The 14887-nt window shown below is 42.7% G+C and carries 11 protein-coding genes; 6 read left to right on the top strand and 5 right to left on the bottom strand.

Annotation, left to right across the window (positions count from 1 at the left end; all coding sequences use genetic code 11):
- Positions 1-14: 14 nt before the first annotated feature.
- Entirely contained in the window at positions 15-650 is a 636-nt protein-coding gene (locus HUJ21_RS21820) for a lipoprotein signal peptidase (RefSeq protein WP_291372823.1), read from the top strand.
- A 159-nt stretch (positions 651-809) separates the two neighbouring features.
- Here HUJ21_RS21820 and HUJ21_RS21815 read toward each other — a convergent pair whose 3' ends face one another.
- The 4 genes from HUJ21_RS21815 to HUJ21_RS21800 all read right to left on the bottom strand — a co-directional run bounded on the left by HUJ21_RS21815 (position 810) and on the right by HUJ21_RS21800 (position 6907).
- Entirely contained in the window at positions 810-4265 is a 3456-nt protein-coding gene (locus HUJ21_RS21815) for a PKD domain-containing protein (RefSeq protein WP_291372821.1), read from the bottom strand.
- Positions 4266-4381: 116 nt separating this feature from the next.
- A complete protein-coding gene (locus HUJ21_RS21810; RefSeq protein WP_291372819.1) occupies positions 4382-5476 on the bottom strand; it encodes a P1 family peptidase in 1095 nt (364 codons plus the stop codon).
- A gap of 4 nt (positions 5477-5480) precedes the next feature.
- Entirely contained in the window at positions 5481-5951 is a 471-nt protein-coding gene (locus HUJ21_RS21805; RefSeq protein WP_291372837.1) for a nucleoside triphosphate pyrophosphohydrolase family protein, read from the bottom strand.
- Positions 5952-6133: 182 nt separating this feature from the next.
- On the bottom strand, positions 6134-6907 hold the full coding sequence (locus tag HUJ21_RS21800) for a hypothetical protein (RefSeq protein WP_291372817.1): 774 nt from the start codon (positions 6905-6907) through the stop codon (positions 6134-6136).
- Positions 6908-7366: 459 nt separating this feature from the next.
- On the opposite strand from HUJ21_RS21800, the gene dapF reads away from it, so the two are divergent.
- Genes dapF through HUJ21_RS21775 form a run of 5 tightly spaced genes read left to right on the top strand, consistent with a single transcriptional unit; the run spans position 7367 to position 14111 of the window.
- Positions 7367-8179, top strand: coding sequence for a diaminopimelate epimerase (gene dapF, locus HUJ21_RS21795; RefSeq protein ID WP_291372816.1), 813 nt, complete (start codon positions 7367-7369; stop codon positions 8177-8179).
- A 13-nt stretch (positions 8180-8192) separates the two neighbouring features.
- A complete protein-coding gene (secA, locus tag HUJ21_RS21790; protein ID WP_291372814.1) occupies positions 8193-11573 on the top strand; it encodes a preprotein translocase subunit SecA in 3381 nt (1126 codons plus the stop codon).
- 10 nt (positions 11574-11583) lie between these two features.
- Positions 11584-12132 (top strand): hypothetical protein, encoded by a 549-nt coding sequence (locus HUJ21_RS21785; protein WP_166150514.1) that lies wholly within the window; start codon positions 11584-11586, stop codon positions 12130-12132.
- Positions 12119-13309: a M20 family metallopeptidase gene (locus tag HUJ21_RS21780; RefSeq protein WP_166150598.1), complete on the top strand. Its 1191-nt coding sequence runs from the start codon at positions 12119-12121 to the stop codon at positions 13307-13309. Before HUJ21_RS21785 ends, HUJ21_RS21780 begins: the two co-directional genes overlap by 14 nt.
- A gap of 16 nt (positions 13310-13325) precedes the next feature.
- Positions 13326-14111: a S1/P1 nuclease gene (locus tag HUJ21_RS21775; protein WP_291372813.1), complete on the top strand. Its 786-nt coding sequence runs from the start codon at positions 13326-13328 to the stop codon at positions 14109-14111.
- 3 nt (positions 14112-14114) lie between these two features.
- Here HUJ21_RS21775 and HUJ21_RS25115 read toward each other — a convergent pair whose 3' ends face one another.
- Positions 14115-14528 carry a phosphoribosyltransferase family protein gene (locus HUJ21_RS25115; protein ID WP_366483791.1) on the bottom strand — a complete coding sequence of 138 codons (414 nt, stop codon included), beginning with the start codon at positions 14526-14528 and terminating at the stop codon, positions 14115-14117.
- Positions 14529-14887 lie beyond the last annotated feature (359 nt).

The raw sequence follows: 14887 nt of genomic DNA, 5'->3' as shown, positions 1-14887 counted from the left end.
ACAATTATAAACAGATGAAGTATTGGAAATATTTTGGAATCACCCTGATCGTGATCCTGATTGACCAGGCCGTTAAAATGTTGGTGCACAACGGTATGGATTTTGGCACAGCCGGCCAGATTAAGGTATTTGGAGATTGGTTCAAACTTCATTACACCACAAACCCGGGTATGGCTTTCGGAATGCAATTGGGTTCGGAGTATGGCAAATTGATCCTTACCAGTTTCCGGTTGATAGCCATGTTTGGAATTGGTTTTTATCTTTATAAGCTGATACAGAAAAAATCTCATCCCGGATACCTGGTCTCTATTGCCATGATTTTGGGAGGAGCAGTAGGTAACTTGATTGACAGCGTTTTTTATGGCGTCTGGTTGAACAATGCCCCTTTTGATGCACCCAACCCCTGGTTTCACGGACAGGTAATCGACATGTTTTATATCGATATCTGGGAAGGTTTCATTCCCGAATGGGTCCCCCTGATGGGTGGCAGTTATACAGCACTCTGGCCCATATTCAATATCGCAGACGCTTCCATCTTTGTGGGTGTGGCCATTATCCTGATTTTTCAGAAGCGATTTTTTGAAGATGAAAACAATAAGGAATCAGAAGACGAGGTACAAAAGCAATTTATAGATGAAAAACAGGCCTAATGCCTGTTTTTCTCAGCTGGGATTCGTTGATGGATTTATTGTTGATGCAATCCATCCTGTTGACCCTTTCTCATGCCCGGTCCAAACCCTGATGGGCTTTGGTTTTTTCTATGAACATGAGAATTTCCAATTTGTGGTAAATCAAGAAAAGTGAAAAATTTATCGAATCAGGATAAATGTTCCCGAAAGTTGCTCCTGACTTCCATCCGGGGCCGTATAATGGAGTTTGTAGACATAGGATCCGGCAGGGGCTTCCTTGCCCTGAACAGCACCATCCCATCCCTGAGTATCTTTATCATTGGTATAATAAATCACCTCTCCCCATTTATTAAAAACCCAAAACTCAAGGCCATCAATTTTTGCAAAAACCGGAAAGTAATGTGCATTACTTCCATCTGCCGCAGCTGGGGTAAAAGCATCCGGCATCCGGATTTGAAACTCCTGAATAACAATTTCCCTTGTTTCCTCCGCCGTACAACCATTGGCATCAGTTACCTGTAAGCTCACCTGGTAAATTCCCTTACGTCCAAATGCATGACTTGGGTTGGCTTCATTACTAATGGACCCATCTCCAAAATCCCAGAAGTAGGCACTGATGTTACCTAAAGGTTGGGTTTCGAAACGGATCTCATCAGCAATAAAATAATCGGTACCGGATCCGGGATCCGGACCAAAAAAATCAAAATCCGCATCCAGGGCATAGGGCAATACCTGCACTTCCTGTTCAGATTCACACCCTTTTTCATCTGTCAGGGTAACCGTATAATTTCCAGGCTGAGAGCTTACCATTTGCCTTCCATCTCCTGAAACCTGTCCTCCGCTCCACACAATACTTGCTGCTGCAGCATCATTAGGCAACTCCACAAAAAACGTGGTGCGTAAACCTGGTTCTCCACAAATCACCTCAGTAGCCGATGAAACTGAAAAAACCGGAGGACTTAAGGGCGCTATGGAAAACTCTTCTTCTCTGCTACATCCAAATGAATCAGAAATCACCACTGAATAGGTTCCCGGACCCAGGTCTTGAATGCTTGCAGTGGTGGCTCCATTGGACCAGAGATAGGTATAATTCGCAGAATCTCCATCAGGAATAATCGATATGGCAGCACTTTCAGGCTCAAAACAGTTTTGCATGGGACTTATGGTAGTAGTATACGATAAAGGCTGAGATCCCTGAATCTCAAATGAGGTTTCCTGAGTACATTCATTGGTATCTGTTGCCCTTATTACATAAGCACCTGCTTCAAGTGCTTCAAAACTGAAATTCCTGTTGATTTGAAAATCAAAACGATCTATTTTTTCCTCCAATCCTCCTTCTTCGATAAGTATTAATTCCGCCTTAACCGGTACACTTCCCCCTGAAACTTCAAAGTTTACAATTCCCCCATCCGCTGCATCACAATCCAGAATTAACACAGAGCTTTGATTATCCACTTGAATAGCAAGCGGTTGAGGTTGTTGGAGAGTAACCGAAGCTGTTGCAGTACAGGATTGACTGTCGGTAATGGTGACAGTATAAGTACCTGCTGGAAGATTTTCCAAACTGGGTGTAGTGGAATTACCGGTATCATCCCATTGGTAGGTATAGGGAGAAATACCTCCTTCTACAAAGGCGAAAACAGATCCATCCGAAGCACCGTGACAGGAAATAGGGGAACCTTCATAGGCTGAAGTGACAGCAGGAAGCGCTTCCATGGACTGGTGGCTTATCGTAAAAGGGCGAAAACAATTTCCGTCCCTTTCCAAAATGGCCACATATTCCCGGCTTTCATTTGTTTTTGGAAAAGGCTTGGACAGGTTGTATTCCACTGCTGCCGGATCTGGCGGAAAAGAATCGTAAAACCTGACACCATCAGGAAAATTACCTGCAATTTCTGAAACAAGTATACCATCACCCGGAATATTGCATAAATTAATTTCCAAAACCGTTTCATCGGTGGAACAAGATTCTCCATTGGTCAACACTTCAAATAGCAGTGGTGCTGAATTGGGGTTTGAAGGGCATTCCTCATCACTTGGAAACCCCTGAATCAAAGGGCTTGAAAAAGGAATGCCAGTTTCTGCATTCTTACCTGTTACTTCACCTTCCAGCGAAAACTCCGCTTCACACTGAAAACCATCCGGTCCCGCACAATTATCCGGAGAAACCAATGTGTATTCCAGGTAACCCAATAATTCATCCGGATCGGATGAAACGGGTATGTCTCCGATTTCCCAAATAAGTGCTCCACCTGCTCCTTTGGAGGCATCATAATAAGCATTTGCCGGAGTTCCACCAGCTAGCCAGGTGGTAGACACAGCCGAAAATTCAGCAAGCAGGGGAATGGGTATTTCCACCATTGCTTCCTCAATCGGCTCTTGGCCCTTGTTTCGGATTTCCAGTCGAAACATTAAATCTTCATTTGCCCCAACCTGGTGAACATCGTTGGCCAGGCCACTGGCACTAACCAATTCGTTTATTGCCTCCAGCCTGGTCTGCCGGGCATTAATAGAAAATGTAATGTTAAAAATTACATAGGTATCAATAACGGTAGTATACTTTATTCTGGTTTTGGTTTGCCCGTTCGCAATGATACTATTGTTTTCATTGGGTAGCTCAAAGACTGACAAATCAATCCCTGTATTGTTGATCAGCTCGGGATTGCGTGGATTACCTTCGGTAAATATACTGGAATTGAAAAAATTAAAAGTATCATTGCTTTCGTGTGCCAGGCGCACAAATTCTCCTGAACCTTCACCTTTCTCAATTTCAATATAATCCCCGGTTCCTCCTCTTTCTCCTTCTGCTGCCATCATGCCCATTTTTACCTTAACGTCCCCCGCTTCGACAGCTGAAAATCCATCAAGATTCAAAAAATAATCATCTTCCAAATAGGAGGCCACATAGGCATAGCCATCAAAAACAACTACATCTCTTGCCTCCATAAGCGGGTTTTCATAAATAACCACCAATCCCCAGCCTCCAAAATAGCCTATGGATCCCCCGGTTCCCTCTTGCAACGCAATATCTGCCAGCCAATATTCTCCCTGTCCGGCAGCTTTTACCATATCGGTTACATCCGCATAGCCTACAAATAACCCATCTTGATCCAGGTAAGATTCCGGGAACCAAATCTGATCATTTTGTGCCCGGACGGTAGCATAGGTTGATTGACCGGGAACTTTAAACGAAACGGACTTTTTATCATAATTTTTTGTGGTACCGGATTTAGTTACATCAAACTGCATGTCTTCTGCCGATCTGCCTGTCCAGTACAATCCAGCATAGACTACCTGCGTACAAGAAGGGTCCGCACCATTTTCATCAGGAAAAACCAAAGATGCTGAAGAAGAATTAAGTGTTTGCGGATCACTATCGGCATCCACATAAATCATGGGAAAATTATTTTGAAAATTCAGGCTGTAATTCTCAAGAGTCAGGTTAGTATTACCAATAATAGCAAAATCCCCGTTGATATTGTAAATATTGGTACTGGGTCCATTATCTGGAACCCGGGGTAAAAATGGCTTAACCAATTGTGCCTGAACCGGGATGGCTGCAAACATGAGCAACAACAAAGCACCCAGGCCGATTTGCCTAAAATAATTTTGATGAAATTCCTGTACAGCAACCACTTTGCCTATTGATTCACATTGAAAGAATCAATTATACAAAGAATTATTGAATGGCAGGCGATCTACCTAATAAAATAAAACAACCTTTTCGATTTGAAAAATGCCAGGCCAACCAATTATTCCCTGAACAAGGCACTTACCTTTTCCTTGGGTAGCGCCTTGACAATCCTTCCATTTTTACCTTTCATGTCTTCGGCTGCAAACAGGGAATTGATGATTGCTTCTTCTGTAGCCTCAATAGTTGCCAAAAACAAGGGAGTGACCTGGTCATTGCCCAAGGTTGCTGTAGTGCCGGAGGTTAAAAGTTGTTCTTTGGTGGTGCTGAAAGCCAGCACATAGTCACCACTACCATTGGAGGCAATACCGCCTGTTCTTGCCAAACCCATGATTGCTCTTCTGGCAATGCGCTCCAGGTTCCGGTGATCCACTGGTGCATCTGTAGCGACCACTATCATACAAGAACCGTCAGCCGACTCCAATTGATTTTTATAACTATACTGACCAAGAATTTTGCCTACAGGCTGGCCACCGATTTGCAACACTCCTCCAAAATTGCTTTGTACCAGCACCCCAACCGTAAATCCCCCAAGGCTTTCCGGAAGTTTTCGGGAAGAAGTGCCTATGCCTCCTTTGAATCCAAAACAAACTGTTCCAGTCCCTGCACCGACATTTCCTTCTATTACCGGTCCACCTTTTGCTATTTTTATGGCTTCCCTCACATCATCTGGCTTCACATGCCTGCCCCTAATGTCATTCAGATAGCCATCGTTGGTCTCACCCACCACAGCATTGAGGGAACCTACATTTTCATTTCCTTCCAGGAACAGCATGTGGTCCAATATGCCCTCCATTCCAGCTGCCACACTCAGGGTATTGGTAAGTATTATCGGGGATTCCAGGTTTCCCAATTCCTGGATCTGAGTGGTTCCTACCAGTTTTCCAAAACCATTGCCTACAAAAACAGCTGCGGGAACTTTTTGTTGAAAGAGGTTGTGCTGATGTGGTAAAACCGCAGTAACACCCGTTCTAATATTTTCGCCCTCCTTTAAAGTAACCTGACCTACGGCCACCCCAGGTACATCCGTAATGGCATTCCATTCTCCAGGTGTCAGCAAGCCCAGGGAAATCCCATAATTTCGGGCACTGTTCTGGGCCAATACTTGTCTGTGGACCATAACTGTTAATAGGCTCAAAATAAGGAGGTATCGCATGTTTTCAAGGGGTTTGTAAAATAGCTGCCAGATCGGCGGGAGAGTAATAAATGGATTTTAACGTTTTGTTATCGGATGTCCTGTACACCAGATATAACTCATCAACTTCCTTAAAATAGCAATCAGTGCCTTTGTTTTTGTAAAAATTCACGGTTTCCTGTGCCTCTTTTTCATTTTTGCAGGCCTTGCTCATATTTGATCGCTGCACTTCTTCAAACAAAGCCCGAAATTTTTCTGCCAGTCCAAATTCCAGGATGGCCCCCGAAAGTACATATTGAATATCACATAAAGCATCTGCTACCTCTACCAAATCCTGTTTGTCAATTGCTTCTTTCAATTCCTGAAGCTCCTCTGAAATCAAATCAATTCGTAACTGACACCGGGAAGAAGGGGGGATAGCGGGTTCTGTTAAAACAGGGTGTTTAAAAGTATGGTGGAATCTGGCTACTGATGCCAGGCTTTGGGGATCTTTCATGTGTTTATAATTGTCTTTAAGTTGCCACATGGAATCTTTGACGATTAAAATAATCATTGCCCAGTGTGTTTAATGATGATTTTAATCGTGTCGATTTCATATTTTGTTAGTGTATTAGCTACCAAATAAAAAAAGAGCCTGCTTAAGAAGCAAGCTCTTTTAGTATTAATCAAACCTTTTGGTTAAGAATTCTTCTCAAATTTTACTGATGATTCCAGGTTATTTTCTATTTGGCCATACAGATTGGAATTGCCATCGGCATCATCTGGCCCCACTTCTATCACTCCATCTGCATTTCCATCTACGGCGGCTTCAAAATCTACCCCTTGAAACAACTCTTCCAAGTCAAAGACCAGCATCAATTCTGTATTTTCATTGACTTCGTGCCCCTCTTCACTCTCTGCAATGGCGCGGATTTCGCTTTCCACATCCATCCATATCTGGCTGGTTTGTCCATTAATTTCTCCATCTATCCATAGAGATTTTCCATACATGGGGTCATCATTTTCCACGGCGGTATTTTTATACAATTCAAATTGTATTTCCTGGTAATTGCCTTTTGGCGTATTTCCTTCCCCAACTGCCGAAACCTTCGCTTGTCCATCACTGATCAACACCAGGGTTTGAGGTTGGCTGGAAGCAGTGCCAAGTTCAGTATTTACATTTGATTTCAGGCTAATACTGCCCAGATCAATACCTGCTACAATATCCGCTTCTGCAGCATACTTCATCTCCATTTCTTTTGTTCCTACCTGAAATGTTGTCACCACCATTGCATTTAACATACTTCTGGCCCCTGCCTCCGATTCAGAAGGTTGTCTTGCTGTGGACGCTAAACTTACTTCTTCCTGATTTTCCGGAGGATTGGTTTCTTCTTCAGTTTGACAGGAAATCATCGCCAGAAAAATACCAAAACAAAGTCCGGATGTAATCAATCTCTTCATCGTAATTTTCATAATAAATTGGTTTGGTTCGGATTTCTTACAGGCAATCAATATGCCAAAAAGGATGTGAAATGTGATATAATAAGTGTAAACAGCTTGATTTTAATGATTTAAAAAATTATTTTATTTTGAATCCCACCCTTTGGATTTGTACTCCCTGTAGTTAATACCTTATTGCATCCGGAAAAATTCTACATACCAATGTAAAAATCCTCCAGAATTTTTTCCCCATGCAATAATAGATTATTGGAATGCCTGCATAGGCCTCAGACAAGTAATCCGCTAACACCATGGCTTTCATTGCTAAATTCCATAGTTAATTGAATATTAACCCGAAATTTCGGACAAGATGATTATTTTTGTGTTTCATACTGATATTGGTGGGGTTTTTGATGCTATATGCGCACCTAAACTGTTACCATTAAGTGAATTATTCATTTAATAATCAGGATGTAACATGTTTAAATATAAATGGATATAAGATTTTATAAATATCAGGGTACAGGGAATGATTTCATCATGGTAGATGGAAGGGAGTTTTCTCTTGGGGATGATCCTATCAGCCAGATTAAGCACCTATGCCATAGAAAATTTGGAATCGGAGCAGATGGTCTGATCCTGCTTCAGGAAAAAGCCGGATACGATTTTGAAATGTGCTATTATAATGCCGATGGTAGCCAAAGTATGTGTGGGAATGGTGCCCGCTGCGCCGTAGCTTTTGCCTCCTTCCTGGGCATCATTACTGATAAAACTCATTTTCTGGCCATAGACGGGCCACACCAGGCCACCATTTCCGGTGAATGGGTAGAGTTGGAAATGGGAGATGTACAAAAAATTCAACCCTTGGGTGAGGAGTTTTTTGTGGACACCGGATCTCCCCATCATATTGTTTTTGTAGAGGAACTGCAGCAGCATGATGTGTTGGGTATTGGCAAAAAGATCCGGCATGATGTCCAAAGATACCCCCAGGGCACCAATGTGAATTTTGTACAAGCATTGGCAAAAAATCACATTCAGGTAAGAACTTTCGAGCGCGGAGTGGAGGATGAAACTCTTTCTTGTGGCACCGGGGTAACCGCCTGTGCTTTGGTTTATGGTACGCAACAGCAGCAAAATACAATAAAAATCACCACCTTGGGAGGAAACCTTGAAGTACGGTTTGCCGAAGATAATAAAGGTGGATTTAAAAACATTATTTTGGCCGGACCTGCCAAACAGGTGTTTTCAGGGAATATTTCCTTGACTGCGAAAGTCAAAGATTTGGAAAATTTAGAAAAGCGATAAAGAATTTACATATATGATAGAAGCAATAGCAAAAGGGTTGGCAAAAGTTTTTGGTACCAAATCCGACCGGGATATCAAAAGCCTGAGCCCATCAGTAGCGCTGATCAATGCAGCCTATGATAAATTGTCATCTGTATCAGATGATGAATTGAGAAATGAAACCAGCAATATCAGAAACATTATTAATCAAGACCTCAAGGATTTTGATGACAAGATTGATCAACTGAAAAAAGAGATTGATTCACTTAATCCCGATCAGGTCCAGGCCAAGGATGCCCTGTTTACCCAAATAGATAAGGTAGAAAAAGAAAGGGATGAGGCGCTGGAAGTCAGCCTTGAAAAAGTATTGCCCCGGGCCTTTGCGGTCATCAAGGAAACTGCGCGCAGGCTCAAGGAAAATGAGCAACTCAAAGTTACCGTATCCGACACAGACAGGGAAATGGCGGCTTCCAAGTCCTATGTGGAAATTGAAGGAGAGCAAGCCATCTGGCACAACAAGTGGACTGCGGCAGGGGTGGAAGTCACCTGGGACATGTTGCATTACGATGTGCAACTTTTGGGTGGTGTTGCCCTTCACAGGGGAAACATTGCAGAGATGGCCACCGGTGAAGGTAAAACCCTGGTTTCTACGCTTCCTGCCTACCTCAATGCCCTTTCCGGAAGAGGGGTACATATTGTTACGGTGAATGATTACCTGGCAAAAAGAGACTCCGAGTGGAATGCGCCTTTGTTTGAATTTCACGGATTAAAGGTAGATTGTATCGACAAATTCCCCCCTAACTCGGAAGGAAGAAGGAAAGCATACCAATGCGATATTGTTTATGGCACCAATAACGAATTTGGTTTTGATTACCTGAGGGACAATATGGCCAGAGATGCCAAAGACCTGGTACAAGGTAAGCATCATTTTGCAATGATAGATGAGGTTGATTCGGTTTTGATCGATGATGCAAGAACTCCATTGATCATTTCAGGCCCTATTCCAAGAGGAGATCAGCATGAATTTTACGAGATGAAGCCCAGGGTATCCACCCTGGTGGATGAACAAAGAAAACTGGTACAAAATTACCTTACTGAAGCCAAAAAACTAATCAAAGAAGGAAAGGAAAAAGAGGGTGGCCTATCCTTGTTCAGGGCTTTCCGAGGACTGCCAAAATACAAGCCTTTGATCAAGTACCTTTCTGAACCTGGCATCCGGGTAATCCTTCAGAAAACAGAAAACTTTTACCTGCAGGACAATAAGCGGAACATGCCGGAAGCAGATGAACCCTTATTGTTTACCATCGACGAAAAATCGAACAGCGTAGACCTGACAGACAATGGCATAGAAACCATAACCAAGAAGAATGAAAATGCCAGCTTCTTTATTCTTCCGGATATAGGAAGCGAGATTGCAGACCTGGAAAAAGACGAGGCAATTGATGACAAGGAGAAACTAATCAGAAAAGAAGAACTAATCAAGGATTACGGGGTGAAGGCCCAGAGAATACATACTGTCAACCAGCTGCTCAAAGCCTATTGTATGTTTGAAAAGGATACCGAATACATTCTGGTGGATGGCAAAGTAAAAATTGTGGATGAGCAGACGGGCCGTGTCATGGAAGGAAGAAGGTATTCTGACGGTTTGCATCAGGCCATAGAAGCCAAAGAAAATGTTAAGGTAGAGGATGCTACACAGACCTATGCCACCATCACATTGCAGAATTATTTCAGGATGTACCACAAGCTTTCCGGCATGACAGGTACAGCAGAAACTGAAGCCGGAGAATTCTGGGAAATTTACAAGCTGGATGTAATTGTGATTCCTACCAATAAACCCATACAGCGAAAAGACCGCGAAGACAAAGTTTATAAAACCGTCCGTGAAAAATTCAACGCTGTAGTGGATGAAATCAACGAACTAACAGACGCCAACAGGCCTGTATTGGTGGGTACCACATCCGTAGAAATATCTGAATTACTCAGCAGAATGCTCACCATCAGAAAAATAAAGCACCAGGTATTGAATGCCAAGCAGCATGCCAGGGAGGCTGATGTAGTAGCTGAGGCAGGAAAACCCAAAACAGTAACCATAGCCACCAACATGGCCGGTAGGGGTACAGACATTAAACTTACTCCCGAATCCAAACAAGCAGGAGGCTTGGCGATTATCGGAACGGAGAGGCATGAATCCCGAAGAGTGGACCGGCAGCTGCGAGGTAGATCCGGCCGTCAGGGAGATCCGGGTTCCAGTCAGTTTTTTGTATCACTGGAAGACAACCTGATGCGCCTTTTTGGCTCAGAAAGAATCGCCAAACTCATGGACCGGATGGGATTGGAAGAAGGTGAAGTGATACAACATTCAATGATTACCAAATCCATTGAAAGGGCACAGCGCAAAGTGGAAGAAAATAACTTTGGGGTAAGGAAAAGGTTGTTGGAATACGATGATGTAATGAACAGCCAAAGAGAGGTAGTTTACCGAAGAAGGAAAAATGCCCTTATCGGAGAGCGCCTCGAACTGGACATCCTGAACATCATGTATGATGTTTCTGAGGATTTGATTGAAATGGCCAAATCTACCGAGGACCTTGAAAACCTGAGGATGAATATTTTTAGTTCTTTGGGCCTTGATTATCAATTTTCCCAGACGGATCTTAAAGAGAAAGATGTTGCAACGCTCACCAAAATCCTCTTCAATGCCGCCTATGAAAATTATATCAAGAAAAACCAAAACATTCTGGAACGGGCAATGCCTATTCTCAAAGATGTTTACAAAAACCGTGGAGCTACGGTAAAGGAGATAATGGTCCCTATTTCAGATGGCATCAAACAGATTGGTGTTGTCATTAATCTGGAGTCTACCATAAACAATGAAGGCAGAGATTTGGTCAGAGCGGTTGAAAAAACAGTAACCCTTGCCATCATCGACCAAAACTGGAAAGAGCACCTCAGAGACATGGATGATTTGAAACAGTCGGTGCAAAATGCAGTGTACGAACAAAAAGACCCCTTATTGATTTATAAATTTGAGGCCTTTGAAATGTTCAAACGCTTCCTTGGCAAACTTAATGATGATATCGTCTCTTTTATTTCCAAGTCAGACCTTCCCAAACAAGATCCGGAACAAGTAAAAGCGGCCCAGGCCCAGAAAAAAGCTGAACCCGGCGTGACGGCATCAAAAGAAGAAGTGGGTAGCAGCCTGGGAAATCCAGGAGGACAACGGGCTGCAATTGCCAATAGCCGTGCCACAGCTACCAGGGAACCTGTGAAGCCAAGAAAGTCCGAAAAGACATATGGACGAAATGATAAAGTTTCTGTCAAGTATGTAGACGGAAAAGTAAAAAAGGATGTCAAATATAAAAGCGTGGAGCAGGATATTTCCGATGCAAAATGTGTGGTAATTGATGATTAAACGTAACATCATGTTAAAAAAAAATAGTGCCTATTTATTAGCGTTGTTGCTTTTTAGTGGTTGTGGTATCATCAATATCCGCAAGACAGGTGAGCCGGCCGAAAGATTCAATAACTACAGCGAGGATCTTTCCATTTCCAGCCTTCAATTTGAAGATTTGCCTGTTCCTGATTTCACGGATTCTGAGGGTGCAATTTCTGGCCCTATAAACAAGGATCTTGACCGCAGGATCAGCCAAATCACAGAAGAAAACAACCGGGAAAAATTTGTCAACGGCTTCACCATTTTAATCTATAGTGGTGCCGATAGGGAAAGGGCTTTTGAAGTTCGCAATGAAGTTTATTCTGAATTCCCGGAAGTTCAGACTTATATGGAATACAATCAACCTCGCTACCTGGTAAAGGTAGGTCGCTTTATCAATAAGATTGAGGCTCTGGCTACTTACGAAAAATTGAATGATATCTTTCCAAGTTCCCGGATAACACCGGACCGTTTTTTGAAAAACCGGGAAAAGGAGGAAAAGACAGAAGAAAACTTAGATGATGCTGCTGCAAAATAAAATCCAAAAACTTGCTGATCAATACAAATCAGATACCATCGACATAAGAAGACACTTGCATGCACACCCGGAATTGTCTTTTGAAGAAAATGAAACCGTAGCCTTTGTAACAGAAAAGCTGCGTTCCTTTGGTATTTCCAAACTGACTGCTAAAGCAAATACCGGTTTGGTTGCCTTGATTGAAGGGAAAAATCCTGCAAAAAAAACTGTTGCCTTAAGGGCAGATATGGATGCCCTGCCAATTAATGAAGCAAATGAGGTACCCTACAAATCTACCAACCCTGGAGTAATGCATGCCTGTGGGCATGATGTACATACTTCTTCCCTTTTGGGCACAGCCAGGATTTTAAATGAGCTAAAGGCTGATTTTGAAGGTACCATAAAATTACTTTTTCAACCAGGTGAGGAAAAAGTCCCGGGGGGAGCAGCTATGATGATTGCTGACAAAGCATTGTTGGACCCCAAACCTACCGCTATACTTGGCCAACATGTAATGCCCCTGATCCCAGTGGGAAAAGTGGGATTCAGAAAGGGCATGTACATGGCCAGTGCCGATGAACTTTATATCAAAGTTAAAGGCAAAGGCGGTCATGGGGCCATGCCCGAAACGTTGGTTGATCCGGTCTTGATCAGCGCACATATTTTGGTAGCCCTGCAACAGGTGGTCAGCAGGAAAGCAGACCCCAAAACTCCCTCCGTACTGTCTTTTGGTAAAGTGATGGCAGATGGTGCTACCAACGTTATTCCCAACGAAGTCAATATTGAAGGTACCTTTAGGACCCTGAACGAAGACTGGAGGAAGGAAGCGCATCAACACATGATTAAAATAGCAAAAGGCATCGCTGAGGGCATGGGTGGAGAAGTGGATTTTGAAGTTCGGAAGGGCTACCCTTTCCTGAAAAATGAGCCGGAACTAACCGAACGGTCCATCCAAGCTGCAAAAGCTTATCTGGGAGAGGAAAATGTGGTAGATCTGGATATTTGGATGGCTGCAGAAGACTTTTCTTATTATACCCAGGAAATGGACGGCTGTTTCTACAGGCTGGGAACCAGAAATGAAAGTAAAGGAATCGTTTCAGGGGTACATACGCCTACTTTTGATATTGACGAAGATGCTTTGGGTTTGAGCACTGGATTAATGGCCTGGTTGGCCTTGGAAGAATTAAAACACACCTGATCCTTATTAATTTCACATGTTATTAGCAGCAAAGAAAATAGCCATTCTTACCCTAATGATTACATCCGGGTTGATTATGAATAGCTTTGGATGGGGGCAAACAGGCCATAGGGTAGTTGGGCAAATTGCTACCTGGCATCTCAGCAAAAAAGCAAGCCGAAATATTGAAGCCATCCTGGGTCCGGAATCCCTGGCCATGGTATCCACCTGGATGGATGAAATTAAATCCGATCCCAGTTACGATTACCTGAACAGTTGGCATTACCTGACAGTAAAGACCGGAAAAGGCTACAATCCGGATTTGCAGGAGAAAGAAGGGGATGCATACAGTAAAAGCAAAATGATCATTGCAGCCTTAAAGGAGGGAACCCTCGCTGCTGATCAAAAAGTGGCCTATCTCAAAATGTTGGTGCATTTGGTAGGCGACCTGCATCAGCCATTGCATGTGGGGACAGGAGAAGACCGGGGAGGAAACAATGTGAGGCTCACCTACTTTAATGAAAACACCAATCTGCATGCTGTATGGGACAGCAAAGTGATTGATGAAAAAAACCTGAGTTATACCGAATTGGCGCAGCATCTGAACAGAAGGTCCGATAAGGCACTTGTACGAAAATACCAAAATGACCCTTTGGAAAAATGGTTGGAGGAGGCTGTAGAACTTCGTCCGCTAATTTATGATTTGCCTGAAGATAGAAAACTTTTTTATGAATATGGTTACAAGACCTATCCCATAATGGAAGAGCAATTACTGGCCGGAGGCATAAGACTTGCTGGTATCCTTAACGAGATTTTTGGCTAATATTTAATTTCCGGCAGCTAACGCGATAAAATCGATTGATTTTGGATGATGCTCCTGTAAGGTATTTGCACAGGCGGCCATGGTAGCCCCTGTGGTTAGTACATCGTCTACCAAAAGCAACATTTTGCCTTTTATTTCTGCTGGACTGCATGCTTCAAATACATCTTCCACATTTTCCCATCGTTCCATCCTGCTTTTATTTGTTTGCGTTGGCGTTGGAATTTTTCTGATCAAATGATTGCATGAGGAAATTTTCAAAGCTTTTGCCAAACCCAAAGCAAATTGTTCACTTTGATTATACCCTCTTATTTTTAGCTTTTTATGGTACAAGGGTACGGGCACCACTTCATCCCAAGACTGATCAAAGCCATTGTCCATTAAAAAAGAGCCATACATCTGTCCCAAAATTTTAGCCAAAGAAGGTTTGTTTTTATATTTTATTTGATGCAACAACTTTTGGCTCAGACCTTTTTTTGAAAACCGAAGATAAGACATCACCATGCCTACAGGAGCCAGTCCAAGGACTTTATTCTTCAAATCATTATCCAAAGGAATAAGGTGATAATTGGTAATTGGTAATTGAGAAATACAAACTTTGCACAGCTGATTTTCAAAAGGAAAAAGGCTTCGTTTACAAATACAACAGGTTTCAGGAAAAACCAGCGATAAAAAATCTTGCCAATAATTGAAACGCATACCTAATTTGGGTTGTTTTTAAGTATTGAGCCATTATAGCAGTTATATTTGTACTTTACATAACCAATTGAATTTACAAA

Source organism: Cyclobacterium sp. (assembly GCF_014762705.1).
Taxonomy (GTDB): Bacteria; Bacteroidota; Bacteroidia; order Cytophagales; family Cyclobacteriaceae; genus Cyclobacterium.
The sequence above is the reverse complement of the archived record's forward strand: the minus strand, read 5'-3'. Positions and strand labels throughout refer to the sequence as shown.